Origin of the sequence: Pseudomonas sp. Yb2C2 (assembly GCF_052112325.1) — a bacterium.
Classification (GTDB): Bacteria; Pseudomonadota; Gammaproteobacteria; order Pseudomonadales; family Pseudomonadaceae; genus Aquipseudomonas; species Aquipseudomonas marginalis.
The window spans coordinates 1-26,233 of record NZ_JAVAJK010000017.1 but is presented as its reverse complement, the minus strand read 5'-3'; the positions used below and the strand labels follow the sequence as shown (position 1 = coordinate 26,233).

Here is a 26,233-nt window from a genome sequence, read left to right as displayed (position 1 = left end):
TTTCACTGAAAGCCCAGAGCAAGCCTCGTGCCATTACGTTTTTATTCTTCAAAAAGACACGGTGTCATTGTTATTGCAGGCGTTTCGGCTCCGCTCGCCAGGACGTGCAACCCTCTAGCATCGATAGGTGCAACCCATGGGCCGAAAAAGTACAACCCTGACGGGTCGCACCTGCAACCAAAGCAATAAACGACAGTTCCTACAGCTGTAACAGCCTGCGTAACGGAACTGCACATTTACAGTGCGCAACTGCTACGACCTGCACCAATACAGATTAGTAGCCGGCTAAGAAAATGCAGGCTTCTGAGCGGTATTTCGCTGATCAGATCACGATCCTCAGGCATTGCCCGGCGTGATACAGCGAGAATCCGGCTTCATACAGGCAACTGCGCAGCCCAACCCCGGCCAGCGGTTGCATGGGTGCAAACGGGATCGGCAAGGCTTGGGGATTCTGGTGACATAGATAGTCGGCGAACGCCTTGCCGACCACGCTGCCGGTGGTCACGCCGCGCCCGTTATAGCCGGTTACCGCCACCAGGCCGGGAGCTGGCTCGAACAGGCGCATCAGGTGATCGGGGGTGAAGGCGATGCAGCCGGTCCAGGTGAATTCCCATTGCACCGATTTGAGGTACGGGAAGTAATGTTGCTGCACCCGATCAGCCCACGCCTTGAGGAACCAGGCCGGTTTCTGGTTACCGTTGCCCAGGCTGCCGAGCAACAGGCGGCCATCGGCATCGCGGCGGATGCTGCTCAGTACCTGGCGCGTGTCCCATGAGCCTTGGCCGCCGGGCAGAATCTGCTCGGCGGCGGCGTCGGTCAGCGGCGCGGAGGCGACCTGGTAGTAGTAGCCGGGGAAAAAATTGCGTCGCAGCTCGGTCCACTCACCTTCGGTGTAGGCGTTGGAGGCGATGACCACTTGTGCAGCCTGCACCGAACCGCTGGCGGTCTGAACGGACCAACTCGCACCTTGGCGCTCCAACCGGGCGACCGGGGAATGATCGAACAACTGCCCGCCAAGCCCCACGGCGGCATTCGCCAGGCCACTGGTGTAGGCCATCGGGTTCAAGGTACCGGCACGCCGATCCAGCAAGGCGGCGGCGATTTTCTTGGTGCCGGTGGCGTGCTCGCAGGCCTGGCCGGTGAGCAATTCCACCGGCGCGCCACGGCGCTTCCATTGTTCTTCACGACTGCGCAAATCCGCCTCGCCACGGGCGTTATGCGCCATGTGCAAGGTGCCCTCGCGGCGCAATTGGCAATCGATGTTGTATTTGTCGATCAGGCTGAACACCAGCGATGGTGCCGCGCCGAGCATGCGGTTGAGCTGGCTGCCCACCGCTTCGCCGAAACCGGCTTCGATCTCGTCCGGAGGGATCCACAGGCCGGCATTCACCAACCCGACGTTGCGCCCCGAACCACCGTGGCCGGTGCGATGAGCCTCCAGCACGGCGACGCTTTTACCCTGCTCCAGCAAGTGAATGGTGGCCGACAAACCGGTGATGCCGGCGCCGATCACGCACACATCCACCTTGACCTCGCCCTTGAGCGCGGCACGATCCGGCCGGCCAGGGGTGAGGTGTTCCCACAAACATGTTTCGCGAAGTGCCATTGCCAGACTCCGGTGAGACCCAACAAGCGTTTTTCTTGTTCAACACCATCACTGTAGGAGCGAGCTTGCTCGCGAAAAACGCGAGAGCGGCGCGGGCATTCAGGATGCCCGCGTGATCGTTGACGATCTTCGCGAGCAAGCTCGCTCCTACAGAATCAGTCGAAGGTGATGCCCTGGGCCAGCGGCAACTCCAGCGAATAGTTCACGGTGTTGGTCTGGCGGCGCATGTACCCGCGCCATGCATCCGAACCTGACTCGCGACCGCCACCGGTCTCTTTCTCACCGCCAAACGCGCCGCCAATCTCCGCGCCGCTCGGGCCGATGTTGACGTTGGCGATCCCGCAGTCGCTGCCCACTGCCGACATGAATTGCTCGGCCTCGCGCACGTCAGTGGTGAAGATGCACGACGACAGGCCTTGGGGCACGGCGTTGTTGAGGCGCAGGGCTTCGGCGAAGTCCTTGTAGCCGACGACATACAAAATCGGCGCGAAGGTTTCGGTGCACACCACATCGCTCTGCTCAGGCATTTCGACAATGGCCGGCGACACGTAGTAGGCGTTGGGGAACTTGTCTTCCAACTGGCGCTTGCCGCCGAACACCTTGCCGCCTTCACTCAAGGCCTGCTCCAGGGCGTCCTGCATAGCGTCGAAGCCATGCTTGTCGATCAGCGGGCCAATCAGGTTGCCCTCCAGCGGGTGGCCGATGCGCACTTTCGAATAGGCGGCCTTGAGGCGGGTGACGATTTCTTCCTTGACCGACTCGTGGGCGATCAGGCGGCGCAGGGTGGTGCAGCGCTGGCCGGCGGTGCCGACGGCGCTGAACAGGATGGCGCGCACGGCCATGTCCAGGTCGGCGCTCGGGCCGAGGATCATGGCGTTGTTGCCGCCCAGCTCGAGGATGCTGCGGGCAAACCGCGCGGCAACTTTCGGCGCCACTTCGCGGCCCATGCGGGTGCTGCCGGTGGCGCTGATCAGGGCCACGCGTGGGTCATCCACCAGCGCAGCGCCGGCATCGCGGCCGCCGATGATGACCTGGCTCAGGTATTGCGGCGCGTCCTTGAAATTCTTCAGCACACGCTCGAACAGCGCCTGGCACGCCAGGGCGGTGAGCGGGGTCTTTTCCGACGGTTTCCAGATCACTGCGTTACCGCACACCAGCGCCAGTGTGGTGTTCCACGCCCACACGGCTACCGGGAAGTTGAAGGCGCTGATCACCCCGACCACGCCCAGCGGGTGCCAGGTTTCACGCATATGGTGGCCTGGGCGCTCGGAGGCGATGGTCAAGCCGTACAACTGGCGGGACAGGCCCACGGCGAAGTCGCAGATGTCGATCATTTCCTGCACTTCACCCAGGCCTTCCTGGGTGATCTTGCCGGCTTCCCAGGACACCAGCTCGCCCAGATCGGCCTTGTATTCGCGCAGTACATCGCCGAACTGGCGCACCAACTCGCCGCGGCGGGGTGCCGGCACGTTGCGCCAGGCCTCGAATGCATGCTCGGCGCGACTGACCTGTTGCTCCACCTCGGCGGCACCTTCCCAGTGCACACTGCCGATACGGCTGCCATCAATGGGCGAATGCACGGGTTGTTTACCCGCCTGGTACAGCGCCGGGTTTACCCCGAGACGATCAAGCAATGCGGCAACCATGGGTCACTCCTTTAATCTTCGAACAAAAAATCGCACCGCGGCACGCACGGCGATCCAGGCCTTATTTGTAGCTGGCCCAAGACTTGCCAACAAACGACGATTAGGCGAGATATCATTCCGTTTATTCATGCAAAGAATAAAAAGAGGCATGCCGTGCTGAACAAAAGACATTTGCCCTCGATCACCGCCCTGCAGTGTTTCGAGGCCGCCACCCGCCACCTGAGCTTCACCCGCGCCGCCGAGGAGCTGAACCTCACGCAAAGCGCAGTGAGCAAACAGGTCGCGCAGTTGGAAGAATTGCTCCAGCACCTGCTGTTTCGCCGCGTGCGTCGCCGCTTGCAGATGACTCCGGCAGGCGACCTGTACCTGGTGGAAGTGCGCAAGATCCTCACGCAGGTGGAGATGTCCACCCACTACCTGCGCTCCTATGGCGGCGAGACCGAAGTGTTGCGCGTGTCCACCCCCTACACCTTCGGGGCGCGCTGGCTGGTGCCGCGCCTCAAGGGCTGGCGCCTGCGCCACCCGCAGATCCACCTGGATCTGTGCAACGAACAGGAGCCGGACGAACTGCTGCAAGGCAAGGCCGACATGGCCTTCTACTTCGGCCAGGGCTCGCGACCCGGCACCGAGAGCCTGAAACTGTTCAGCGAAGAGCTGGTACCGGTGTGCGCCCCGGAAAGCCTGCCGGCGCAGCCCTTCACCGACCCCACGCAACTGAGCGACCTGGTGCTGCTGCAAAACGCCTCGCGCCCCCAGGGCTGGCATGACTGGTTTGCCGATCAGGGGTATCACACCGAGCACAGCTACCACGGGCCGCGTTTCGACACCTTTTATATGTGCATTCGTGCGGCGCAGGTCGGTTGCGGCGTGGCGTTGTTGCCGCGCTTTCTGGTGGAAGAAGAACTGGCCGACGGCAAGCTGGTGATCCCCTGGCAGCATGCAATGCCCAGCCAGGACGCTTATTACCTGGCCTTCCCGGAACACGCGGCGGAGGTGCCCAAGGTGCGGGAGTTTGTGAAGTGGATGATGGAGCAGGTTGTTTAATGCCTGGAATATCGCCATCGGCGGCAAGTGGCCTTGGCAAAAAAAATCACTGGCAAACCTACCCGCGTCTATGCGCCACTAGCCCCCTTCCTTAATTGTGCGTAAAGGTCGGCGCCCATCGCCCGACCTGTCTGGAGATTCCCGTTATGAGCGAGAGTGTGTTTGCCGATCGCATCGTGCAGAACTTGCTCGACACCGACTTCTACAAGCTGACCATGATGCAGGCGGTGCTGCACAACTACCCCAACGTGGAAGTTGAATGGGAGTTTCGTTGCCGCAACAGCGAAGACCTGCGCCCGTACCTGGCGGAGATCCGCTACCAGATCGAGCGCCTCGCCGAGCTGAGCTTGAGCCCCGACCAATTGGGGTTCCTGGAACGCATCAGCTTTATGAAGCCGGATTTTTTGCGTTTTCTCGGCCTGTTTCGCTTCAACCTGCGCTATGTGCAGACCGGCATCGAGAACGGCGAGTTGTTTATCCGCCTGCGCGGGCCGTGGCTGCATGTGATTCTGTTTGAAGTGCCGATGCTGGCGATCGTCAGCGAAGTGCGTAACCGCTACCGCTACCAGACGGTGATCCTCGAACAGGCCCGCGAGCAGCTGTACCGCAAGTTCGACTGGCTGACGGCCAACGCCAGCAGCGACGAGCTGGCCGAGTTGCAAGTGGCCGACTTCGGCACGCGCCGACGCTTCTCATACCGCGTGCAGGAAGAGGTGGTCAGCGTGCTCAAGCATGACTTCCCCGGGCGTTTTGTCGGCACCAGCAACGTACACCTGGCCCGCGAGTTCGATATGAAGCCGTTGGGCACCATGGCCCATGAATGGATCATGGCCCACCAGCAACTCGGCCCGCGCCTGATCGACAGCCAGATCGCCGCCCTCGACTGTTGGGTCCGCGAATACCGGGGCCTGCTGGGTATCGCCCTGACCGATTGCATCACCACCGACGCCTTCCTTGGCGACTTCGACTTGTACTTCGCCAAGCTGTTCGATGGCCTGCGCCATGACTCCGGCGACCCGGTGCAGTGGGCCGAAAAAGCCATTGCCCACTACCACAAGCTGGGCATCGAGCCGATGAGCAAGACCCTGGTGTTCTCCGACAGCCTGTCGTTGCCCAAGGCCCTGGAGATATTCCGCGCGTTGCGTGGTCGCATTAATGTGAGCTTCGGCATCGGCACCAACCTGACCTGCGATATTCCAGGGGTGGAACCGATGAGCATCGTGCTTAAAATGACCGCCTGCAATGGCCAGCCCGTCGCGAAGATCTCCGATGAAGCGGGCAAGACCCACTGCACCGACCCGAATTTTGTCGCCTATTTGCGTCATGTTTTCAAAGTACCTGCCATCTCTAGCAAGGAGTGAATCATGCAAGCCGTACAGCGTGAGATTGCTGAACAGCTCAAGGTCCAAGCGCCGTTCAAGGACCAGGCCGCCCTCGAGGCCGAAGTTGCCCGGCGCGTAGCGTTTATCCAGGACTGCCTGCGCAATTCCGGGCTCAAGACACTGGTGCTGGGCATCAGCGGCGGCGTCGACTCCCTGACTGCCGGCCTCTTGGCCCAACGCGCGATGCAGGAACTGCGCTCCCGCACCGGTGACGAGGCCTACCGCTTTATCGCCGTGCGCCTGCCCTACGAAACCCAGTTCGATGAAATCGATGCCCAGGCCTCGGTGGACTTTATCGACCCGGACGAGCGCCACACCGTGAACATCGGCCCGGCGGTGAAAGCCCTGGCCAATGAAGTGGCGGCGTTTGAAGGCAAGGCGGCGGTGTCCCGCGACTTCGTGCTCGGCAACACCAAGGCGCGCATGCGCATGGTGGCGCAGTACACCATCGCCGGCGCGGCCAGCGGCCTGGTGATCGGTACCGATCATGCGGCGGAAGCGGTGATGGGCTTTTTCACCAAGTTCGGCGATGGCGCCTGCGACCTGGCGCCGTTGAGCGGCCTGGTGAAAAACCAGGTACGCGCGATTGCACGGTTCTTTGGTGCGCCGGAGTCGTTGGTGGAGAAGGTGCCGACGGCCGACCTTGAAGACCTGTCGCCAGGTAAGCCGGATGAAGCGTCACATGGCGTGACCTATGCCGAGATCGATGCGTTCCTGCACGGTGAGCCGGTGCGTGAAGAAGCGTTCCGGATTATTTGCGAGACGTACCGCAAGACCGAGCACAAGCGGGTGATGCCGTTTGCGCCTTGAGGTGAGCCAGATAGTGGTGTGTTGATTGGCAGGCAGTCATCGGGGGCAAGCCCCCGATGAACGATAACGCGGTCTTACTTCAGGACCACAGTGCCTTTCATCATCGAGATGTGGCCCGGGAACGAGCAGAAGAACGCGTAATCCGTACCGGCCGCCAGTTTCGAGACATCGAAGGTCACCGAATCCTTCTCGCCGGCACCAATGATCTTGGTGTGGGCGATGATGCGATCGTCACCCTCTTTCAGGTAGTTCTTGTCGATGCCAGCAGCCATGCCATCAGTGGCAACCGGCTGCATGTTGGCGGCGCTGGTCAGCACCCAGTTATGACCCATGACGTTTTTCGGCAGGCTGCCGGAGTGAGTCAGCTCGACAGTGAACGTCTTGCAGCTCTTGTCGATCGTGATTTCCTTGGTGTTGAAGGACATCTGGTCAGTGGAGTCGACGGTGACCTTGCACTCTGCAGCAAGCAACTGGCCGCTGGCCAGAGTCAGCAGGGAAACAGCAACGAGTTTGGCAAACATGTGAATCTCCAAGGCAGGGTTTAAACAACGCGTAATGCGACAAGGGTGCCTGAGGCAGGCAAAAATTCTTATGACCTGAATCAACAGATTGTATACAACTTTAGGCTATCAGACTTATCGACACAATCAACCAGCCAAAGTGCCGCAGGCTGTCTATGATCGGCCCATCACCCACTGGAGCCCGAGCCATGCACCTCAACCAACTGTTCAATGGCCTCCTGGCCGCCTACGCCTGCGGTAAGTGAAGGCCAAGCGCCCCTTGAAGCTGCTACCATGTCGTCCCAAGGCAGCTGCGCGCCGCCACCCTCACCTTCGACCCTAGAGGATCGCCCATGGCCAAACCTAATTACTCCTTCGCCAAACGTCAGAGAGACTTGGCCAAGGAACAGAAGAAAGAGGAAAAACTGCAACGCAAGAAAGCCGCTGTCGATGAAGAAGCGGGCGCACTGAACCCGGACGCGGAAGGTGAAGTGGCAGCAGACGAGACTGAAACCCCGAAAGACCCGGCTGAATAATTATTTACTGTAGGAGCGAGCTTGCTCGCGAAGAACGTCAACGATAACGCGGGAAGCCAAGATCAACGCGGCGCCCTCAGGTTCTTCGCGAGCAAGCTCGCTCCTACACCAGCGGCATCACCGTCACCCGCACCTCCGGGTCATGGGTCCCTCCCCCCAGAATCACCCCACGCAACGGCGACACATCGGAGAAATCCCGGCCCCAGGCCAGGGTGATGTGCTCCAGCGCCGGCTGCACATTGTTCGTCGGATCGAAATCCACCCAGCCCGATACCGGGCAATACACCGAGACCCACGCGTGGGAGGCATCGGCGCCGATCAGCCGTGGCTGGCCGGGCGGTGGCTGGGTGAGCAGGTAGCCGCTGATATAACGCGCCGCCAGGCCGCGCGAGCGCAGGCAGGCGAGCATCAGGTGGGCGAAGTCCTGGCACACGCCGCGTCGGCGCTCCAGCACCTCCACCAGCGGCGTGGCGACCTGGGTAGCTTCGGCATCGAAGGTGAATTCGCTGAAGATCTTTTCCATCAAGGCCTGCACCCCCAATAGCAAGGGCGCACCAGGAGGGAAGCAGCTCTCGGAGAACTCGACGAAGGTCTTCTTCAGGTGTACGTAGGGCGATTCGAAGCGATAACGGCAGGCTTCGATCAACTCGGGCGACAGTGGCTGGCTGCTGTAGGTCAGGCTGTCGCGGGTCTGGTCCCAGGCGGGCGAGTGCTGGAAATCCAGCACCGGCCGCGCCAGCACTTCCACAGTCAGCCCAGCGTTCACCAGTAATTCATCATGGGGCCGCTCGAACGCCAGGCGGGTGATCGGGTTGCCGAACACGTCCAGCTCATCCCGGCGTGACGACGGCTGCGGGCTGATATCCAGTTGCTGGTCGCTGCAACGCTGCCAGGCGCACGGCCTCGGCCATAAATGCGCGAGCTGCTGGGCCAGGGACACCGGGCTGTCGTAGTGGTAATGGGTATCGTGGAAAATCTGGTAGCGCGCACTCATCACACCGACACCGTTTGCTGACTGACATCATCCACATGGGCAAAGTGGCGCAAAGCCAGACGATCCGACACTTGCCCACTCTCATCGGCGACCGCCTGCAGCAGGTCGGCCAGGCCTTCCAGTGCGGCACGCACGCTGGATTCGCCAAACAACGGGTTCTCCAGGCACGCCAGGTCGAAACGCGCCAGGCGCTCCACCAACGGCGCCAACCCGGTCTCCCGTGGCACACCGAAATCATCATTAAGACGGCGCAGGGTACGGCTCACCAGTTTCAGCTGGAACAGCACCGCGTGGGGGTTCTGTTCATCCAGCAACAACAAATCCAGGACCGGAATCAGCTGCGGCACCGCCAGGTAGCGCGAGCGGTAGGTGATGCTGCTGTTGCCGAGCTCCAGCAACCACTCCAGGCCCGCTTGATCGAACACCGCCACGCCGCGCAGGAATGCCGCCAGGCTGCTGCTGAGAAATTGCAGGCGCTCGATGCGCCGGCCCATCATCAGGAAGCGCCAGCCTTCGTCGCGGGTCATGTCGTCGAGGGCAAACCCGGACAGCGCCGCCAGGGACATTACCAGGCGGTTGAGAAAGTCCAGCAACTCACCAAAATCCGGGCTTTCGCTCTCCAGCTCCAGAGCTTCGCGCTGCAACTCCACCAGGGCCTGCCAGTTCTCACGGGACAACTTGCCGCGCACCTGGGACGCCGCCCACTGCAAGCGTTGCAGGTTGGCGCGCAGGCTCGACGGCCAATCATCGCCGAGCAAGGCCGCCTGCAAACGCTCGGGCAGCTCGCCCTCCTCCGGCAGCAGGCGCAGGTTTTCACCCAACTCGACCGCCGCCTGCAAGGCCAAGGGGTCGTCGCCGTCGACATAGCGCGCCAGCACGATGCGCAGCCAGCGTGCGCTGTCGTCGCAGCGCTCGCAGTAACGGCCGAACCAGAACAGGTTTTCCACCACGCGGGACGGCAGATAAGGGTCGCGGCGCACCAGGTCGTGTGCACCAATCGCGCGCTGGGCGCGCCAATGCTCGCCACTGCTGGCGCGTTCGCCCAGCACCCAGGTGTCCTTGCTGGCGCCGCCGCGTTGCATCGACACCACTTCGGCATCGGCGTCCGCCGCCACACGGGTCAGGCCGCCGGGCAGTACGCGGTAGCCCTCCGCGCTGGCCACGGCATACACGCGCATGCCGATGGCGCGGTGTTGCAGGTGATCCTCCACGGTGTGCCACACCGGTGCCTGGGACAGTTGTGCCAGCTCCTGGGCGACGTAGGCGTAAGGCCGCGCGCGCATGCGTTCGGCCAAGGCCTGGCGTTGCTCGTCATTCAAGTCGCGACCGAATACCGGGGCAAAACTTTGCGACGGAAACGCCGGTTTGATCAGCAGTTCCGGCAGTTTCTCCAAGGCCTCGGCGAGCACCGGCGCCTCACCGCACCACCAGGTGGCGATGGAGGGCAAGAGCAATTCTTCGCCGAACAGGAACTGGTTGATCCTGGGCAGAAAGCCGAGCAAACCGGGGGACTCCAGCACGCCGCTGCCCAGGGCATTGGCCACCAGTACATTGCCCTGGCGCGCGGCGTCGAGCAGGCCGGGTACGCCGAGGGCGGAGTCGGTGCGCAGCTCCAGCGGGTCGCAGAAGTCATCGTCGAGGCGACGCATGATCGCGTGCACCCGGCGCAGGCCACTGAGGGTTTTCAGGAACACCGTGCTGTCGCGCACCGTGAGGTCGCCGCCTTCCACCAGCGGGTAGCCGAGCTGACGCGCGAGGTACAGGTGTTCAAAATAGCTTTCGTTGAAACGCCCAGGGGTGAGCAACACGATCAGCGGTGGCTGGTCATCGCTCGGCGCCTGGCGGGCCAGGGTTTCCTGGAGCGTGCGGAAGAAACCGGTGAGGTGCTGCACCTGCAGATCACGGTACAGGTCCGGAAAGGCGCGGGACACGATGGTGCGGTTTTCCAACGCATAACCGGCGCCCGAAGGCGCTTGCGTACGGTCGGCGGTGACCCACCAGCGGCCATCCGGGGTACGCGCCAGGTCCACGGCATACAGGTGCAGAAACGCACCGTCAGGCGGTTGGATGCCCTGGCACGGCCAGAGGAAATTGTTATGCCCGAACACCAGTTCGGCCGGCAGCAGGCCTTCCTTGATCAAGCGTTGCGGCCCGTAGAGGTCCGCCAGTACGGCGTTGAGCAGACGCGCACGCTGGGCGATACCGGCTGACAGCTGCTGCCATTCATCGGCCGCCAGCACATGGGGCAGCAGGTCCAGTTCCCAAGGGCGATCGGCGCCCTTGGGGTCGGCGTAGACGTTATAGGTGACGCCGTTTTCCTGGATCTGCCTTGTCAGCAGCGCCTGGCGCTGGGCCAGTTGCGCGGGTGTGCTGCGTTGAAGGTGATCGAGCAAGCGCTGCCAATGGGCGCGTACTGCGCCACTGTCGTCCAGCAGTTCGTGATAAGTACCCGCGGTCAGCGGGTATTGGTCGAGCAAGTCGGGCATGGAACGCTCGGCAGAGGCAAAGGGGCTCAGTTTAATTCAAATTCACTGCAATCTAATGTGGGAGGGCGCTTGCTCCCTCCCACATTGTGATCGCTTTTAGTCATTTTTATTGGGGTGACGCCGCAGATCCAGGGTCATCGGCAATTCGTCATTGATCACAACACTCGGCACGGTGAGCTTTCCTGGTGTATGGCCGAGACGGAAAAACCGCGCCATGCGCCGGCTCTCCGCCTCATTGGCGTTTACCGGCAGGCTGTCGTAGTTACGCCCGCCCGGATGCGCAACATGGTACTGGCAGCCGCCCAGGGAGCGCTGCATCCAGGTGTCCAGCAGGTCGAACACCAGCGGCGCATGCACCGGGATGGTCGGTTGCAGGCAATTGGCCGGTTGCCAGGCGCGGTAACGCACGCCGGCGACGAACTCGCCAATGCGCCCGGTCGGTTGCAGCGGCACCGGGATGCCATTGCAGGTCAGCAGGTAGCGTTGCGGCGGCAGCCCACTCACCTTCACCTGCAAGCGCTCCAGGGACGAATCCACATAGCGCACCGTGCCGCCCACCGCGCCCTCTTCGCCCAGTACATGCCAAGGCTCCAGGGCCTGGCGCAGTTCCAGTTCGATCCCGCTGACGGCGTAATCGCCCACCTTGGGGAAGCGGAACTCCAGGTGCGCGGCGAACCATTCGGCGCGTAACGGGTAACCGGCGGCGTTCAACTCGACGATCACGTCGGCAAAATCCTGCTCGATAAAGTGCGGCAACAGGAAGCGGTCATGCAATTCGGTGCCCCAACGCGCCAGTTTCGGCGGCGCATAGGGTTCACGCCAGAAGCGCGCCACCAAGGCCCGCAGCAGCAATTGCTGGGTCAGGCTCATGCGTGCGTGGGGCGGCATTTCAAAGGCCCGCAACTCGAGAAGGCCCAGGCGGCCCGTGGCACCGTCGGGCGAGTAGAGTTTGTCGATACAGAATTCGGCGCGGTGGGTATTGCCCGTTACGTCGATCAACAGGTTGCGCAGCAGGCGATCCACCAACCAGGGCGGGCATTCTTCACCCGGCTGCGGCATTTGCGCAAAGGCGATTTCCAGCTCATACAGCGCGTCGTTGCGGGCTTCGTCGACCCGCGGTGCCTGGGAGGTCGGGCCGATAAACAGGCCGGAAAACAGGTACGACAGCGAGGGGTGGTTATGCCAATAGCTGATCAGGCTGCGCAGCAGATCGGGCCGGCGCAGGAACGGCGAATCCTTGGGCGTCGCGCCCCCCAGCACAAAGTGGTTACCGCCGCCGGTGCCGGTATGGCGGCCGTCGATCATGAACTTCTCGGTGGTCAGCCGGGTCTGCCGCGCCTCCTCGTAGAGGAATTCGGTGCGTTCCACCAACTCGTCCCAGGTCGCGGACGGCTGCACGTTGACCTCGATCACACCCGGATCCGGCGTGACGCGGAAGTTGCTCAGGCGCATATCGAACGGTGGTTCGTAGCCTTCCAGCAGCACCGGGCAGTGCAATTCCTCGGCGGTGGCTTCGATGGCGGCCACCAGTTCCAGGTAATCCTCGACGCGTTCCAGGGGCGGCATAAACAAGTACAGGCGCCCTTCCCGCGCTTCGGCGCACAGGGCGGTGCGGGTCAGCCAGTCGGCGGACTCGTCGACCTCGGGCACTCGCTCGTCGCTCGGCGCGGGTTCGCCATGGCTTTGCAGTTGCGCACTGGTCGGCAGTTCCGGTTGATCCTGGTTAGGGTCGGTCGGGTGCACGAACGGATACTCCGCCGCCGTCACCCACGGCTGCGAGGCCAACGGCAGGCGATAGCCCAGCGGCGAATCCCCCGGCACCAGACGGCAATGGTTATCGCGCAGGTACCAGCGCCCGCTCTGCCAGCGGTCATTGGCCGCCGTACGAGCCAGCGGCAGTACCTGACCGATGACTTTATCCAGGCCCTGGCTGAACACCTTGCGCAAGCGTTCGCGCTCCAGTTCGTCGCTCAAGCGCGGGTCCTGGGCCGTGACGTTTTGCGGCAACGCTCCTTCGCGCCACAGGTAGTAGAAGTTGTCTTCGAAGGCCGGGAATACAAAGCGCGCCGGCAACTTCAGGCGCTCGGCGACGCTGGCCAGGAAGCGCCCGGCCATTACGCCATCGGCGCCGTAGTCCTGTTGTTCATCGGCGATCAGCGCGCTGTTGTGCCAGATGGGCACGCCGTCACGGCGCCAGTAGCAGTTAAGCGACCAGCGCGGCAATTGCTCGCCGGGGTACCACTTGCCCTGGCCGAAGTGCACCAGGCCCTTGGGCGCGTAATGCTTGCGCATGCGCTGGAACAGTTCGGCGGACAAGCGCCGCTTATCCGGCCCGAGGGCTGCGGTGTTCCACTCGGCGCCGTCGGGGTCGTCGATGGAGACGAAGGTCGGCTCGCCGCCCATGGTCAGGCGTACATCATCCTTGAGCAGGTCGCCATCGATCTGCCGGCCCAGGGCCTGGATCGCCAGCCATTGCTCTTCGGTGTAGGGCTTGGTGACCCGTGGCGCTTCCCAGATGCGCTCCACCGACATCTCGTGGGTAAATTCGCACTCGCAGGGTTCCACCAGCCCACTGATCGGCGCGGCGGACGATGGATCGGGACTACAGGCCAACGGGATGTGCCCTTCACCGGCGAACAACCCGGAGGTGGCATCCAGGCCGATCCAGCCGGCACCGGGCAAATACACTTCGCACCAGGCGTGCAGGTCGGTGAAGTCGACTTCGGTGCCGGAGGGGCCGTCGAGGGCTTTGACGTCGGCGGTCAGCTGGATCAGATAACCGGACACAAACCGCGCCGCCAACCCGAGGTTGCGCAGCAATTGCACCAGCAGCCAGGCCGAATCGCGGCAGGAGCCGGAAGCGTTTTCCAGGGTGAATTCCGGGGTTTGCACCCCCGGTTCCATGCGGATCAGGTAGCCGATGTCGGCGGCCAGGCGCTGGTTGAGGCCCACCAGGAAGTCCACGGCCGGCAACGGCGTGCGGTCGATACCCGCCAGGTAGGCGGCAAACCTCGGCGTCAGCGGCAGGGTTTCCAAGTACGGCGCCAGCTCGCGCTGTTCATCGGCGGCGTAGCTGAAGGGGATTTTTTCGGCGTAGGGCTCAAGGAAAAAATCGAACGGGTTGAACACCGCCATCTCGGCGACCAGGTCAACCTCGATGCACAATTCATCGGTCTTTTCCGGGAACACCAGACGCGCCAGGTAATTGCCCTGGGGGTCCTGCTGCCAATTGATGAAGTGCTGCTCGGGCAGCACTTTGAGTGCGTAGGACAAAATCCGCGTGCGGCTATGGGCCGCCGGGCGCAGACGCACGATCTGTGGGCCAAGTTCGACCGCGCGGTCGTAGCGGTAATGCGTAACATGGTGCAACGCGACATGAATCGACACGGCGGCCTCCTGCGAGCCAGGGCATGGACACAAAGCGCGCAAGACTTATGCCAGAGCGGCGGTCATTGCGCTTTATCGTAAGACCCGGTGCAGTACAGCACCAAAACGGCGCCGACGGTGGTGTCGTGGTGCAGGCGCCGCACATATTTGTGGCGTTAATGTGAGGATGGGTGGCGAATCTACCCAATCAACGGGTTTTGCGCTTTGCGATTACGGCTTGGCGCAGGTGGCGTATCTCGGACAGTTTTTTGCGCATTTCGCGGTGGCGTTTGCTATTGAGCAGCAGTAAACCCAACAGCGGGAAATAGCGCGCGAGAAAACCGTTTATCGAAGGCGGCTCCTTCACATGCGACTACTCGATCTGACGGTTGATTTGACCGCCTGCCGAATACGACGGATTCCCACGAGTTTCGTGCGCATCTCTCGTTGAACCTTGCTGTTAAGTGTCAATAATCCGAGCAATGGGAATAACAGCGCCAACCCATAAAGGACTTTGTGGGGCTGGAATTGAACCATCGGAACTACAAACAGTAGACAGGCGACATAGATACCGACCATTACCCACACCCAGGAGGGTCGGCCCCGCAAAATCATAAAGTTGCTATGGACCGTCAACAGAATGAGCAGCGCCCCGGCAGACATGATCTTGAGCCCCACTTGAGCCATCGGCGCATCACGAAAATAGGTGATGAACGCCAGCGCCACAGCCAACGCCAAAGAAAAACACGCAGCAAATACGCCGCCCATAAACGTCAGAAAGTATTGTCTGAAAAATTCGCGTAGCGTCATCAATTCGCTCATTCGCTTACCTCCTCGTACAGTCCAATCGCGATGGTGTTGACGTTTCCGGAGTAGGCACTCCCGCCAAACCCAACGCTTGCGCCCAGGACGTCTTTGATCTGGGTAGTGGTGCTGTGCTTGAGCTGCGTAGGGGTGAAACGCTTAGTGAGTTCGCCCGACGCCTGCCTCAATTTGATCATCTTCGCGGTCAAGCTGGGATGGTTGATGCTCAGCAGCTCTTTCGTCAGCTTGGCTCTTTCCTGGCGATTCAAACCGCGAAGCACATCACGCAGGCTCTTGCCCGTCGATGCTTTGGCGGCCCTGACCAGCTTGACCGTCGTCAGGGCCGAAGCGCCCACGCCTACCAGTGATACGGCGTCCAGCACGATGGACGCATTCTGGTACCAGCCTTCACTGTCGAGCGAATCCTTGACCTCAGGTTTGGCGACTTCCAGCGCTGTTCGGGCAATGCCGTTGAAACACTGAAGCGTACTTGCGCCGGCAGCCGCATACCCCACTACAACGATGACGGAACTGGCGCCAGCGCTGAAAGGCACCAGAATTGTTCCACTGGCGATCGCAGCCCAACTGATGACCGCCCCCAAGCAGGAGATTCCGGTATTCACGGCTTCGCCAATCAGTCGCGATTCTCGAGGATTGCTCACGACATGTTGAGCAAACTGTGTTGGCGCAATGTACTTCTGCGCTTCACGCAAAATGATGCGCTTGGGCTTGATGCTGCAGATGGGCTTGAATTCGCGCAGGGTAATGACATTGAAGTCAGCGTCGATATACACCACCCCCGCGCCGACGATGCTGGGGTCGGCGTCGATGGCCGCGAACAGCCGTGGCAGGTTGATCTGGCTTTCGATGCGCTGGCGCGCCATGAACTGGGAGCGGTTGGAGTCCATGCCGATGCCGGCCAGGGGGTTGCCCATGGGGTGTTCTTCCTTGAAGGGGTGGAGACTGGACTGACGCTATCGGGGGCAAGCCCCCGATGGCAATTTAATGGGCGCCACCTTAACAAACAGACTCCCCACCGCCTAGAAAGCAAAACGCCAGCACAAGGCTGGCGTTTGCATTTTCAAGCGACGATCAACGCGGCACGACCGGCTTGCGGGCCGGCTTGCCGCCCTTGCCCTTGGCCGCATCGCTGCGTTCCTTGGCCGCCTGCTTGTTACGCGCCTGGGCCGCCGCCTTGGCTTGCTCACGCTTGTCCCACGGGTTGCTGCCGTCGCTGCCACGGGGCGGCAGGCCGGTGTGCTGGGTAAGGATCCTGGTGGTGGTTTCCTTGGCGACCTTGTGGCTGCCGGCCGGCGTCGAGTTCTTGCGACGAGCGCTCTGGTAGCTGTCGGTGCTCGGCTGGTGCAGCGGGATCAGTTGGTCCTTGCCCGGCCCGATCAGGTCGGCACGGCCCATGCGGGTCAACGCTTCACGCAGCATCGGCCAGCCCTTCGGGTCGTGATAGCGCAGGAACGCCTTGTGCAGGCGGCGCTGCTCCTCGCTCTTGACGATGGTCACCGCGTCGCTCTTGTAGGTGACCTTGCGCAGCGGGTTCTTGCCCGAGTGGTACATTGCGGTGGCGGTGGCCATCGGCGACGGGTAGAACGCCTGCACCTGGTCGGCGCGGAAGCCGTTGCCCTTGAGCCACAGGGCCAGGTTCATCATGTCTTCATCGGTGGTGCCCGGGTGAGCCGCGATGAAGTAAGGGATCAGGTACTGCTCCTTGCCCGCTTCCTTGGTGTACTTCTCGAACATGCGCTTGAACTTGTCATAGCTGCCAATGCCCGGCTTCATCATCTGGTTGAGCGGACCTTCCTCGGTGTGTTCCGGGGCGATCTTGAGGTAGCCACCGACGTGGTGGGTGACCAGCTCCTTGACGTATTCCGGCGACTCGACCGCGAGGTCGTAGCGCAGGCCGGAAGCGATCAGGATCTTCTTCACACCCGGCAATGCACGGGCGCTTCGATACAGCTGGATCAACGACGAGTGGTCGGTGTTCAGGTTCGGGCAGATACCGGGGAACACGCACGACGGCTTGCGGCACGCGGATTCGATTTCCGGGCTCTTGCAGGCAATGCGGTACATGTTCGCAGTCGGGCCGCCGAGGTCGGAGATCACACCGGTGAAGCCCGGCACCTTGTCGCGGATCTCTTCGATTTCGCGAATGATCGACTCTTCGGAACGGTTCTGGATGATCCGCCCTTCGTGCTCGGTGATCGAGCAGAAGGTGCAGCCGCCGAAGCAGCCACGCATGATGTTCACCGAGAAACGGATCATGTCGTAGGCCGGGATCTTCTCCTTGCCGTACGCCGGGTGCGGAACACGGGCGTAAGGCATGCCGAACACGTAGTCCATTTCTTCGGTGGTCATCGGAATGGGCGGCGGGTTGAACCACACGTCCACTTCGCCGTGCTTCTGCACCAGGGCGCGGGCGTTGCCTGGGTTGGTTTCCAGGTGCAGCACGCGGTTGGCGTGGGCATAGAGCACGGCGTCGCCACGGACTTTTTCCACCGAGGGCAGGCGGATCACGGTCTTGTCGCGGGTCATGCGCGGGCTGGCCAGGATCTGCACGACCTTGGCTTCTTCCGGATCATCGACCGGCCCCTTTTCCTGCTCGATGGCGCAGGCCTGGGTGTCCTGGGTGTTGACGTACGGGTTGATGATCTTGTCGACCTTGCCCGGGCGATCGATACGCGTGGAATCCACTTCGTACCAGCCGGCTGGGGTATCGCGACGGATGAACGCGGTGCCGCGCACATCGGTAATGTCTTCGATCTTGTGGCCCCACGACAGGCGCTGGGCGACTTCGACGATAGCCCGCTCGGCGTTGCCGTACAGCAGGATATCGGCGGTGGCGTCGATCAGGATCGAGTTGCGCACGCGGTCCTGCCAGTAGTCGTAGTGGGCGATGCGGCGCAGGGATGCTTCGATGCCGCCGAGTACGATCGGCACGTTCTTGTAGGCTTCCTTGCAACGCTGGCTGTACACCAGGCTGGCGCGGTCCGGGCGTTTGCCGGCCATGCCGCCTGGGGTGTAGGCGTCGTCGGAACGGATTTTCTTGTCGGCGGTGTAGCGGTTGATCATCGAGTCCATGTTGCCGGCCGCGACGCCGAAGAACAGGTTCGGCTCGCCCAGTTTCATGAAGTCGTCTTTGGACTGCCAGTTCGGCTGCGCAATGATCCCGACGCGGAAGCCCTGGGACTCCAGCAGCCGGCCGATGATGGCCATGCCGAACGACGGGTGGTCCACGTAGGCATCACCGGTGACGATGATGATGTCGCACGAATCCCAGCCAAGCTGATCCATCTCCTCCCTGCTCATCGGCAGGAATGGCGCAGGGCCGAAACATTCGGCCCAGTACTTGGGATAGTCAAATAACGGCTTGGCTGTTTGCATGACGGTGACCGGTGTTGAGATGAAAAATCGCGGGCGCGGAATATAGCACAAATTTTGACCAATTCCGACGGTAATGGTCGGAATTGAGCAGACGGGTTATTCGTCGTCGTCGAAGTTGTAGCTGCCCGGCGCCAGGTTCTCGAAGCGCGTGTATTTACCGATGAACGCCAGGCGGATAAAGCCGATCGGGCCGTTACGCTGCTTGCCGATAATGATCTCGGCAATGCCTTTGTGCTCGGTCTCGGGGTGATACACCTCGTCGCGGTACACGAACATGATCACGTCGGCATCCTGCTCGATCGCTCCGGATTCCCGCAAGTCGGAGTTCACCGGGCGCTTGTTGGGGCGTTGTTCCAGGGAACGGTTGAGCTGGGACAGTGCCACCACCGGGCAGTTGAATTCCTTGGCCAGGGCCTTGAGTGACCGGGAGATTTCGGAAATTTCGTTGGTCCGGTTATCGCCGCTGGAACCCGGGATCTGCATCAACTGCAGGTAGTCGATCATGATCAGGGCGATGTCGCCGTGCTCACGCACCAGGCGGCGGGTACGTGCACGCATCTCGGACGGGCTGATACCGGCGGTGTCATCGATAAACAGCTTGCGGTCGTTGAGCAGGTTGACCGCCGAGGTCAGGCGCGGCCAGTCGTCGTCTTCCAGGCGACCGGCACGCACCTTGGTCTGGTCGATACGGCCGAGGGACGACAGCATACGCATGATCAGCGATTCGCCTGGCATCTCGAGAGAGTACACCAGTACGGTCTTGTCGCTGCGCAACACGGCGTTTTCCACCAGGTTCATCGCAAAGGTGGTCTTACCCATGGATGGACGACCGGCGACGATGATCAGGTCGGACGGCTGCAGGCCGCTGGTCTTCTCGTCGAGGTCGGTGTAGCCGGTGGAAATACCGGTGATGGCGTTGTCGGTGTTGAACAAGGTGTCGATGCGGTCGATGGCCTTGGTCAACAGGTCATTGACGCTGACCGGGCCGCCGGTTTTCGGGCGCGCTTCGGCGATCTGGAAGATCTGGCGCTCGGCTTCGTCAAGGATTTCGGCGGCGGTGCGACCTTCGGGGTTGAAGGCGCTGTCGGCGATTTCGGTGCTGATGCCGATCAACTGGCGCAGGGTGGCGCGCTCGCGAACGATCTGGGCATAGGCCTTGATGTTGGCGACGGACGGCGTGTTTTTTGCCAGTTCACCCAGATAGCCCAGGCCACCGACCTGGGAGGTCTGGCCTTCCTTGTCCAACTGCTCGGCCAGGGTCACCACGTCGATTGGGGAGTTCTGGTCGGCCAGCTTGGCGATGGCACGGAAGATCAGGCGGTGGTCATGACGATAGAAATCGCCGTCCGAGACTTGATCCAGCACGCGTTCCCAGGCGTTATTGTCCAGCATCAGGCCACCGAGCACGGCCTGTTCGGCCTCGATGGAATGCGGCGGCACCTTCAGGGCAGCGGTTTGCAGATCGTATTGCTCAGGAGCTGAAATATCGTTCATGGCCACTTGGAATTAGGGGATTGTAGAAAAACAAAAGGCACGACCTGTAAACAGGATCGTGCCCGATGTTAACTGCCCGGCACACGAGGTGCCAGTCAGTTAGGTGCGACTTAAGCTGCTACCACGACAACGCGTACGGTGGCTTCAACTTCGGCGTGCAGGTGCACGGCTACGTCGAATTCGCCTACGTTGCGGATGGTGCCGTTCGGCAGACGAACTTCGCTCTTCTGCACTTCAACGCCGGAGGCGGTCAGTGCATCAGCGATGTCGTGGGTGCCGATCGAACCGAACAGCTTGCCTTCGTCACCGGCGGTGGCAGTGATAGTCACTTCCAGCTCAGCCAGTTGGGCAGCGCGAGTTTCAGCCGAAGCTTTCTTGTCTGCTGCTGCTTTTTCCAGCTCAGCGCGACGCTCTTCAAACGCAGCCAGATTGGCAGCGGTTGCAGCGGTGGCTTTGCCGTATGGCAGCAGGTAGTTACGACCGTAGCCGGCCTTAACGTTCACTTTGTCGCCCAGGTTGCCCAGGTTGGCGACTTTTTCCAGAAGGATCAGTTGCATGTGAAAATCCTCTAACTTTTAACCTTCACCGTTCGCGTTATCGGCGTCTTTCGGCGCAGAACGTCCGCGAAAATCAATCAGGCTGTCGACAATGGCCAAGACCACGAGTAACGGACCGATCAAGTGCATGAGCGGCAGGACGGTGACGTAGATCCCCACCAGCCAGAAACTGGCCAGTCTTTTCTGCGCGACAAGCCCGTGAATCAGGGACAAGCCAGCGAAGAACAGCGGCACACCGCACAACGGCAACAGGATCAAGGTGTGCCACCCGATAAACGGGGCAACGCACATGACGGCCAGCAGTGACAGCGCAACGCGCTTGGGGATCCGGATTGCGCGAAACTCGCTTCCGAAACCGCCGGGGTTATACAACAACGCCTGCCAATAGCGCCCAAGAATCAGGCACAACACACTAAAGACCTGCACCGAAACCGCTGTCGAAATGATCAACATCGGAACTGCCAGTGAAGCGAGTGCTGCTTTCTGGTCTGCCGAGAACTTCTCGTAAGACTCACCCATCACCAGCGGCAAGACGTGTTGAAACGTCTGCGCCAACGACTCGATGAAGGAACCGAAAACGGTCCCCAGGCTCACCGCACACAACAACCCAACGGCCGTGCTGACCAGCAGCACGCGATTCCAGGAATGCCCGGCGCGCAAAACCAACGCCAGACTGCAACTCCCCAACAGCACCAGAAGCGCTGTCGGGTCTTGCAGGAAATGCCAGCTCACCAACACTGACAACAACCCCAGACCCAGGACGCTCAAGGCGTCCGAACCGCGCCGCAGGAGCACAAGGCAACCCGCGGCGGCACCCAACCAGAACAACAACGGCAACACTGCACATCCAGCCACTACCAGAGTGGCCTGCACACGACCGCGCATGATGAACTCAGCTAAGGCGCGCATGCATTCAATCCCTTACTACTTGTCGACTGCCCGGTCTCAGCGGCCGTGGCTGTCGGTGTAGGCCAGCAGGGCCAGGAAGCGGGCGCGCTTGATAGCGGTAGCCAGCTGACGCTGATAACGTGCTTTGGTACCGGTGATACGGCTTGGAACGATTTTGCCGGTCTCGGATACGTAGGCTTTCAGAGTGTTGAGATCTTTGTAGTCGATCTCCTTCACTTCTTCAGCGGTGAAGCGGCAAAACTTACGACGACGGAAGAAACGTGCCATTTGATAGGCTCCTTAATAAGGTCCGTGGATTACTCGTCAGCGTTATCGCTGCTGTCGCTGTCATCACTATCAGCGCTATCAGCGCCTTCGTGCTCAGGACGGTCGCGACGCTCACGGCGCTCACTGCGGTTTTCTTCAGCCTTGAGCATCTCGGATTGGCCGGTAACGGCTTCTTCGCGACGGATGACCAGGTTACGGATCACTGCATCGTTGTAGCGGAAGTTGTCTTCCAGCTCGGCCAGGGCCTTGCCGGTGCACTCAACGTTCAGCATCACGTAGTGAGCCTTGTGAACATTGTTGATTGCGTAGGCCAGTTGACGACGACCCCAATCTTCCAGACGGTGGATTTTGCCGCCGTCTTCTTCGATCAGCTTGGTGTAACGCTCAACCATGCCGCCGACTTGCTCGCTTTGATCCGGGTGGACCAAAAAGATGATTTCGTAATGACGCATGAATGCTCCTTACGGGTTGTAGCCTGCCGCTCAAAAACGGTCAGACAAGGAGTGAATGACACTTATGGATCTTGCCGCAGGGAGGCACATCGGTGCCTGCCAGGAAGGCAAGGGGCGCAATTGTAGAGAAGGGGAAGAACGGGCGCAAGGTGATTGGTGATTATTTGAACAATCTCCCAGACACCACAAAAGCACATGTGGGAGGGGCAAGCCCCCTCCCACATGTTGGTTCTACGCCAGGCTTGGAATTACTTCTTCGCCTTGGCCTTGGCACCACGCTGACGCTGGGCCTCAAACAGGCACACGCCGGTCGCAACCGACACGTTCAGGCTGCTGACGCTACCGGCCATCGGCAGGTGCACCAGGTAATCGCAATGTTCACGGGTCAGGCGACGCATGCCCTTGCCTTCGGCTCCCATGATCAGGATGGTCGGGCCGGTGAGGTCCTGGTCATAAATGCTGACCTCGGCCTCTCCCGCCGTGCCCACGACCCACAGGCCGCGCTGCTGGAGTTTCTCCAGGGTGCGCGCCAGGTTGGTCACGGCCACCAGCGGAATCACTTCCGCCGCGCCACAGGCGACTTTACGCACCACCGGCGTCAAGGTAGCCGACTTGTCCTTAGGCACAATCACCGCCAGCGCACCCGCAGCATCGGCCGAGCGCAGGCACGCGCCGAGGTTGTGCGGGTCGGTCACGCCGTCCAGCACCAGCAGCAGCGGTGCACCTTCGGTACGGTCGAGCAGCTCATCGAGCATCGCTTCGCCCCAGACCTGGCTCGGACTGACGTCCGCCACCACACCCTGGTGGACGCCTTCGACCCACACGTCCATTTCACGCCGTTCGGCCTGGCCGATGGCGACTTTGTTTTGGGTGGCCAACTCGACCAACGCCTGTACGCGCGGCTCGCTGCGACCTTCGGCCAGCCAGACTTGCTTGACGCGCTTAGGATGGTGACGCAGCAGTGCTTCTACGGCGTGGACGCCGTAGATTTTTTCCAGACTCATGACTTGGCCTTAGGTTTGCGCGACCCGCCGCTTTTCGCGGGGGCCGAACCCGCTTTTGGCGGGCCTTTACGGTGTTTACTTGGCTTGCTCGACGGCTTTTCCGCCCCCTGGGACTTTCCCCCAGACGCCGCTTTACCACCGCTTTTGGCTTCGTTGAGCAACTGCTGCTTCAACTCACGGCTCTTGCGCAGTTCGGCGTTTTTCGCCGCCGCGTCGCTTGGGCGGTAGGCCTCGGGTGCTTTGTCCTTGGCTGCTGGACGGCGCCCGGCCTTGGCCGGAGCAGGCTCTGCAACTGCCGCTTTGGCGGGAGCGCCTTTGCCTTTGCTTGCAGGCGCGGTCGTCTCGCTGCCACGCTTTTTACGGCCCGGCGCTTCGGCGGGCTTGTCAGGCATGCCAAAGTCGATCTTGCGCTCGTCGAGATCGACGCGCATGACCTGCACTTCCACGGTATCGCCCAAACGGAAACTGCGACCGGTACGCTCACCCGCCAGGCGGTGGTGCACAGGGTCGAAGTGGTAGTAGTCACCCGGCAAGGCGGTGACGTGCACCAGGCCTTCGACGTAGATGTCGGTCAGCTCGACGAACAGGCCAAAGCCGGTCACGGCGGTGATCACACCTGGGAACGACTCGCCCACGCGGTCCTTCATGAACTCGCACTTGAGCCAGTTCACCACATCGCGGGTGGCTTCGTCGGCGCGGCGCTCGCTCATGGAGCACTGCTCGCCCAACTGTTCCAGGGCCGCTTCGTCGTACGGATAGATCCGCGCCTTCGGAATGGTCATGGCACCGGCGCGCTTGACGTGCGGGGTGTTCTGCTTGGAATGGATCACGCTGCGGATTGCGCGGTGCGTGAGCAAGTCCGGATAACGGCGAATCGGCGAGGTGAAGTGGGTATACGCCTCGTAATTCAGGCCGAAGTGGCCCTGGTTATCGGCGCTGTACACCGCCTGGCTCAGGGAGCGCAGCATCACGGTCTGGATCACGTGGTAATCCGGACGGTCCTTGATGCTGGCCAGCAGTGCCTGGTAGTCCTTCGGCGTCGGGCCGTCCTTGCCTTTGTGCAGGGACAGGCCCAGCTCGCCGAGGAACGCGCGCAGTTTTTCCAGGCGCTCCGGTGGCGGGCCATCGTGTACACGGTAGAGCGCAGGGATTTCATGCTTTTTCAGGAATTCAGCGGTGGCCACGTTGGCCGCCAGCATGCATTCCTCGATCAGCTTGTGCGCATCGTTACGGGTGGTCGGGGTGATCGCGGCGATCTTGCGCTCGGAACCGAAGACAATCCGGGTTTCCTGGGTTTCAAAATCGATCGCGCCACGCACATGACGGGCACCCAGCAACACTTTGTACAACGCGTACAGCTGCTTGAGGTGCGGCACCACATGCCCGTACTCACCACGCAACGCCTTGGCTTCGCTGGTTTTCGGCTGTTCCAGGATGGTGCTGACCTTGTTGTAGGTCAGGCGCGCCTGGGAGTGGATCACCGCTTCATAGAACTGGTAATCGGTCATTTCGCCGGTTTTCGAGATAGTCATCTCGCAAACCATGGCCAAACGGTCGACTTTCGGGTTCAGGGAGCACAGGCCGTTGGACAGCTGCTCAGGCAGCATCGGGATCACGCGCTCAGGGAAATACACGGAGTTGCCGCGTACCTGGGCCTCGTTATCCAGGGCCGAACCGATCTTCACATAGCTGGAAACGTCGGCAATCGCGACGAACAACTTCCAGCCGCCGGAGAACAGACGCAGCTTGCCGGGCTTGGCTTCGCAGTAGACCGCATCGTCGAAGTCGCGGGCATCTTCACCGTCAATGGTGACGAACGGCAGATGGCGCAGGTCGATGCGTTTTTCCTTGTCCTTTTCTTCGACTTCCGGCTTGAGCTTGGCGGCTTCCTTGAGCACAGCCTCAGGCCAGACGTGAGGAATATCGTAGGTACGCAGCGCGACGTCGATTTCCATGCCCGGCGCCATGTAGTTGCCGACCACTTCTACAATATCGCCCTGGGGCTGGAAGCGCGCAGTCGGCCAGTGGGTGATTTTCACCTCGACGAACTGGCCGACCTTGGCAGCGCCATTGCGGCCCGGGGTGATCAGCACTTCCTGCTGGACCTTCGGGTTATCCGGCACAACAAAGCCGATACCGCCTTCTTCGAAGTAGCGGCCGACGATGGACTCGTGGGCACGGGACACCACTTCGACGATCACGCCTTCACGGCGACCACGACGGTCCAGTCCGGAAACCCGCGCCAGGGCACGGTCGCCATCGAACACCAGGCGCATTTGCGCCGGGCTCATGAACAGGTCATCACTGCCGTCATCCGGGATCAGGAAGCCGAAACCGTCACGGTGGCCGGCAATGCGGCCGAGGATCAGGTCGAGCTTATCCACGGGTGCATAGGTGCCACGGCGGGTGTAGATCAGTTGAGCATCGCGCTCCATGGCACGCAGGCGGCGGCGCAGGGCTTCGAGCTGGTCTTCGGTGGTCAGACCGAACTCTTCGACCAACTGCTCACGGCTAGCAGGCGAACCCCGATCGGCGAGGTGCGCCAGGATCAGTTCGCGGCTAGGAATAGGGTTTTCATATTTTTCCGCTTCACGAGCGGCCTCGGGATCGAGGGACTGCCAATCGGCCATTAGAGATTTTTCACCTTGTCTATATGCGGGTTAGTTTGGCATACGCGTATTGAAACGGGAAATTTCAGGCATCAACAAGCGTTTAAAAGCCTTTTACAGCCCTCGCCGCGCACCTTGCACGACCATTGGCGAAATTTTCCAGGTTTTTTTCATAGCAGGGGTTTACAGCTAAAAAACCGCTCCGTATAGTGCGCGCCATCGACGACGGCAACGTTGTTGATGTTGCCCAGGTGGTGAAATTGGTAGACACGCCAGCTTCAGGTGCTGGTGATCGCAAGGTCGTGGAAGTTCGAGTCTTCTCCTGGGCACCAAATTCAGATCAAACCCGCGAAAGCGGGTTTTTTCGTTTC

General features: G+C 61.3%; 20 protein-coding genes and 1 tRNA gene. 5 read left to right on the top strand and 16 right to left on the bottom strand.

Annotated features, from left to right (window positions below; genetic code table 11):
• Positions 1-322: 322 nt before the first annotated feature.
• The gene (amaA, locus tag Q8X51_RS22220) at positions 323-1,606 is read right to left on the bottom strand and encodes an L-pipecolate oxidase (protein ID WP_407693592.1); all 1,284 of its coding nucleotides are present in this window, start codon (positions 1,604-1,606) and stop codon (positions 323-325) included.
• 155 nt (positions 1,607-1,761) lie between these two features.
• Positions 1,762-3,252 carry an L-piperidine-6-carboxylate dehydrogenase gene (gene amaB, locus Q8X51_RS22215; protein WP_065925610.1) on the bottom strand — a complete coding sequence of 497 codons (1,491 nt, stop codon included), beginning with the start codon at positions 3,250-3,252 and terminating at the stop codon, positions 1,762-1,764.
• A gap of 153 nt (positions 3,253-3,405) precedes the next feature.
• On the opposite strand from amaB, the gene Q8X51_RS22210 reads away from it, so the two are divergent.
• The 3 genes from Q8X51_RS22210 (at position 3,406) to nadE (ending at position 6,488) form a co-directional block, all read left to right on the top strand.
• A complete protein-coding gene (locus Q8X51_RS22210) occupies positions 3,406-4,296 on the top strand; it encodes a LysR family transcriptional regulator (protein WP_065925611.1) in 891 nt (296 codons plus the stop codon).
• A 146-nt stretch (positions 4,297-4,442) separates the two neighbouring features.
• The gene (pncB, locus tag Q8X51_RS22205; RefSeq protein ID WP_065947132.1) at positions 4,443-5,657 is read left to right on the top strand and encodes a nicotinate phosphoribosyltransferase; all 1,215 of its coding nucleotides are present in this window, start codon (positions 4,443-4,445) and stop codon (positions 5,655-5,657) included.
• A gap of 3 nt (positions 5,658-5,660) precedes the next feature.
• Positions 5,661-6,488: an ammonia-dependent NAD(+) synthetase gene (gene nadE, locus Q8X51_RS22200; RefSeq protein ID WP_027607697.1), complete on the top strand. Its 828-nt coding sequence runs from the start codon at positions 5,661-5,663 to the stop codon at positions 6,486-6,488.
• A gap of 74 nt (positions 6,489-6,562) precedes the next feature.
• On the opposite strand, the gene azu is transcribed toward nadE, so the two are convergent.
• The gene (gene azu / locus Q8X51_RS22195; protein ID WP_027607696.1) at positions 6,563-7,009 is read right to left on the bottom strand and encodes an azurin; all 447 of its coding nucleotides are present in this window, start codon (positions 7,007-7,009) and stop codon (positions 6,563-6,565) included.
• A gap of 332 nt (positions 7,010-7,341) precedes the next feature.
• On the opposite strand from azu, the gene Q8X51_RS22190 reads away from it, so the two are divergent.
• Entirely contained in the window at positions 7,342-7,524 is a 183-nt protein-coding gene (locus Q8X51_RS22190; RefSeq protein WP_032890516.1) for a hypothetical protein, read from the top strand.
• A 103-nt stretch (positions 7,525-7,627) separates the two neighbouring features.
• Here the strand turns inward: Q8X51_RS22190 and Q8X51_RS22185 are convergent, their stop codons facing one another.
• The 13 genes from Q8X51_RS22185 to rnr all read right to left on the bottom strand — a co-directional run bounded on the left by Q8X51_RS22185 (position 7,628) and on the right by rnr (position 25,883).
• Positions 7,628-8,518 carry a transglutaminase family protein gene (locus tag Q8X51_RS22185; protein WP_407693591.1) on the bottom strand — a complete coding sequence of 297 codons (891 nt, stop codon included), beginning with the start codon at positions 8,516-8,518 and terminating at the stop codon, positions 7,628-7,630.
• On the bottom strand, positions 8,518-11,004 hold the full coding sequence (locus Q8X51_RS22180; protein ID WP_065925614.1) for a circularly permuted type 2 ATP-grasp protein: 2,487 nt from the start codon (positions 11,002-11,004) through the stop codon (positions 8,518-8,520). Before Q8X51_RS22180 ends, Q8X51_RS22185 begins: the two co-directional genes overlap by 1 nt.
• A gap of 96 nt (positions 11,005-11,100) precedes the next feature.
• Positions 11,101-14,391: a transglutaminase family protein gene (locus Q8X51_RS22175; RefSeq protein WP_407693590.1), complete on the bottom strand. Its 3,291-nt coding sequence runs from the start codon at positions 14,389-14,391 to the stop codon at positions 11,101-11,103.
• A 342-nt stretch (positions 14,392-14,733) separates the two neighbouring features.
• Positions 14,734-15,192 carry a hypothetical protein gene (locus Q8X51_RS22170; protein WP_407693589.1) on the bottom strand — a complete coding sequence of 153 codons (459 nt, stop codon included), beginning with the start codon at positions 15,190-15,192 and terminating at the stop codon, positions 14,734-14,736.
• The gene (locus Q8X51_RS22165; protein WP_065925617.1) at positions 15,189-16,109 is read right to left on the bottom strand and encodes an NAD synthetase; all 921 of its coding nucleotides are present in this window, start codon (positions 16,107-16,109) and stop codon (positions 15,189-15,191) included. Before Q8X51_RS22165 ends, Q8X51_RS22170 begins: the two co-directional genes overlap by 4 nt.
• Positions 16,110-16,266: 157 nt before the next feature.
• Positions 16,267-18,570 carry a YgiQ family radical SAM protein gene (locus Q8X51_RS22160; RefSeq protein WP_027607690.1) on the bottom strand — a complete coding sequence of 768 codons (2,304 nt, stop codon included), beginning with the start codon at positions 18,568-18,570 and terminating at the stop codon, positions 16,267-16,269.
• A 96-nt stretch (positions 18,571-18,666) separates the two neighbouring features.
• Positions 18,667-20,064, bottom strand: a complete 1,398-nt coding sequence (gene dnaB / locus Q8X51_RS22155) for a replicative DNA helicase (RefSeq protein ID WP_017526410.1) — start codon at positions 20,062-20,064, stop codon at positions 18,667-18,669.
• 110 nt (positions 20,065-20,174) lie between these two features.
• Complete coding sequence (gene rplI / locus Q8X51_RS22150; protein WP_003171376.1) at positions 20,175-20,621, bottom strand: 50S ribosomal protein L9; 447 nt, start codon at positions 20,619-20,621, stop codon at positions 20,175-20,177.
• Between the two features lie 18 nt (positions 20,622-20,639).
• The gene (locus Q8X51_RS22145; protein WP_065925619.1) at positions 20,640-21,530 is read right to left on the bottom strand and encodes a hypothetical protein; all 891 of its coding nucleotides are present in this window, start codon (positions 21,528-21,530) and stop codon (positions 20,640-20,642) included.
• Positions 21,531-21,566: 36 nt separating this feature from the next.
• The gene (gene rpsR / locus Q8X51_RS22140; protein ID WP_003171373.1) at positions 21,567-21,797 is read right to left on the bottom strand and encodes a 30S ribosomal protein S18; all 231 of its coding nucleotides are present in this window, start codon (positions 21,795-21,797) and stop codon (positions 21,567-21,569) included.
• 29 nt (positions 21,798-21,826) lie between these two features.
• The gene (rpsF, locus tag Q8X51_RS22135; protein WP_003171371.1) at positions 21,827-22,249 is read right to left on the bottom strand and encodes a 30S ribosomal protein S6; all 423 of its coding nucleotides are present in this window, start codon (positions 22,247-22,249) and stop codon (positions 21,827-21,829) included.
• Between the two features lie 248 nt (positions 22,250-22,497).
• On the bottom strand, positions 22,498-23,253 hold the full coding sequence (rlmB, locus tag Q8X51_RS22130; RefSeq protein ID WP_010213600.1) for a 23S rRNA (guanosine(2251)-2'-O)-methyltransferase RlmB: 756 nt from the start codon (positions 23,251-23,253) through the stop codon (positions 22,498-22,500).
• Positions 23,250-25,883 carry a ribonuclease R gene (gene rnr / locus Q8X51_RS22125; RefSeq protein WP_065947127.1) on the bottom strand — a complete coding sequence of 878 codons (2,634 nt, stop codon included), beginning with the start codon at positions 25,881-25,883 and terminating at the stop codon, positions 23,250-23,252. The genes rlmB and rnr overlap by 4 nt, the downstream gene beginning before the upstream one ends.
• 224 nt (positions 25,884-26,107) lie before the next feature.
• Here rnr and Q8X51_RS22120 point away from each other — a divergent pair.
• Positions 26,108-26,194 (top strand) — tRNA-Leu (locus Q8X51_RS22120).
• Positions 26,195-26,233 lie beyond the last annotated feature (39 nt).

Excerpts from the sequence above, each read along its gene's own strand:
- amaA (WP_407693592.1), bottom strand. The coding sequence starts at position 1,606 with ATGGCACTTCGCGAAACATGTTTGTGGGAACACCTCACCCCTGGCCGG.
- amaB (WP_065925610.1), bottom strand. The coding sequence starts at position 3,252 with ATGGTTGCCGCATTGCTTGATCGTCTCGGGGTAAACCCGGCGCTGTAC.
- pncB (WP_065947132.1), top strand. The coding sequence starts at position 4,443 with ATGAGCGAGAGTGTGTTTGCCGATCGCATCGTGCAGAACTTGCTCGAC.
- nadE (WP_027607697.1), top strand. The coding sequence starts at position 5,661 with ATGCAAGCCGTACAGCGTGAGATTGCTGAACAGCTCAAGGTCCAAGCG.
- azu (WP_027607696.1), bottom strand. The coding sequence starts at position 7,009 with ATGTTTGCCAAACTCGTTGCTGTTTCCCTGCTGACTCTGGCCAGCGGC.
- Q8X51_RS22190 (WP_032890516.1), top strand. The coding sequence starts at position 7,342 with ATGGCCAAACCTAATTACTCCTTCGCCAAACGTCAGAGAGACTTGGCC.
- Q8X51_RS22185 (WP_407693591.1), bottom strand. The coding sequence starts at position 8,518 with ATGAGTGCGCGCTACCAGATTTTCCACGATACCCATTACCACTACGAC.
- Q8X51_RS22180 (WP_065925614.1), bottom strand. The coding sequence starts at position 11,004 with ATGCCCGACTTGCTCGACCAATACCCGCTGACCGCGGGTACTTATCAC.
- Q8X51_RS22170 (WP_407693589.1), bottom strand. The coding sequence starts at position 15,192 with ATGAGCGAATTGATGACGCTACGCGAATTTTTCAGACAATACTTTCTG.
- Q8X51_RS22165 (WP_065925617.1), bottom strand. The coding sequence starts at position 16,109 with ATGGGCAACCCCCTGGCCGGCATCGGCATGGACTCCAACCGCTCCCAG.
- Q8X51_RS22160 (WP_027607690.1), bottom strand. The coding sequence starts at position 18,570 with ATGCAAACAGCCAAGCCGTTATTTGACTATCCCAAGTACTGGGCCGAA.
- dnaB (WP_017526410.1), bottom strand. The coding sequence starts at position 20,064 with ATGAACGATATTTCAGCTCCTGAGCAATACGATCTGCAAACCGCTGCC.
- rplI (WP_003171376.1), bottom strand. The coding sequence starts at position 20,621 with ATGCAACTGATCCTTCTGGAAAAAGTCGCCAACCTGGGCAACCTGGGC.
- Q8X51_RS22145 (WP_065925619.1), bottom strand. The coding sequence starts at position 21,530 with ATGCGCGCCTTAGCTGAGTTCATCATGCGCGGTCGTGTGCAGGCCACT.
- rpsR (WP_003171373.1), bottom strand. The coding sequence starts at position 21,797 with ATGGCACGTTTCTTCCGTCGTCGTAAGTTTTGCCGCTTCACCGCTGAA.
- rpsF (WP_003171371.1), bottom strand. The coding sequence starts at position 22,249 with ATGCGTCATTACGAAATCATCTTTTTGGTCCACCCGGATCAAAGCGAG.
- rlmB (WP_010213600.1), bottom strand. The coding sequence starts at position 23,253 with ATGAGTCTGGAAAAAATCTACGGCGTCCACGCCGTAGAAGCACTGCTG.
- rnr (WP_065947127.1), bottom strand. The coding sequence starts at position 25,883 with ATGGCCGATTGGCAGTCCCTCGATCCCGAGGCCGCTCGTGAAGCGGAA.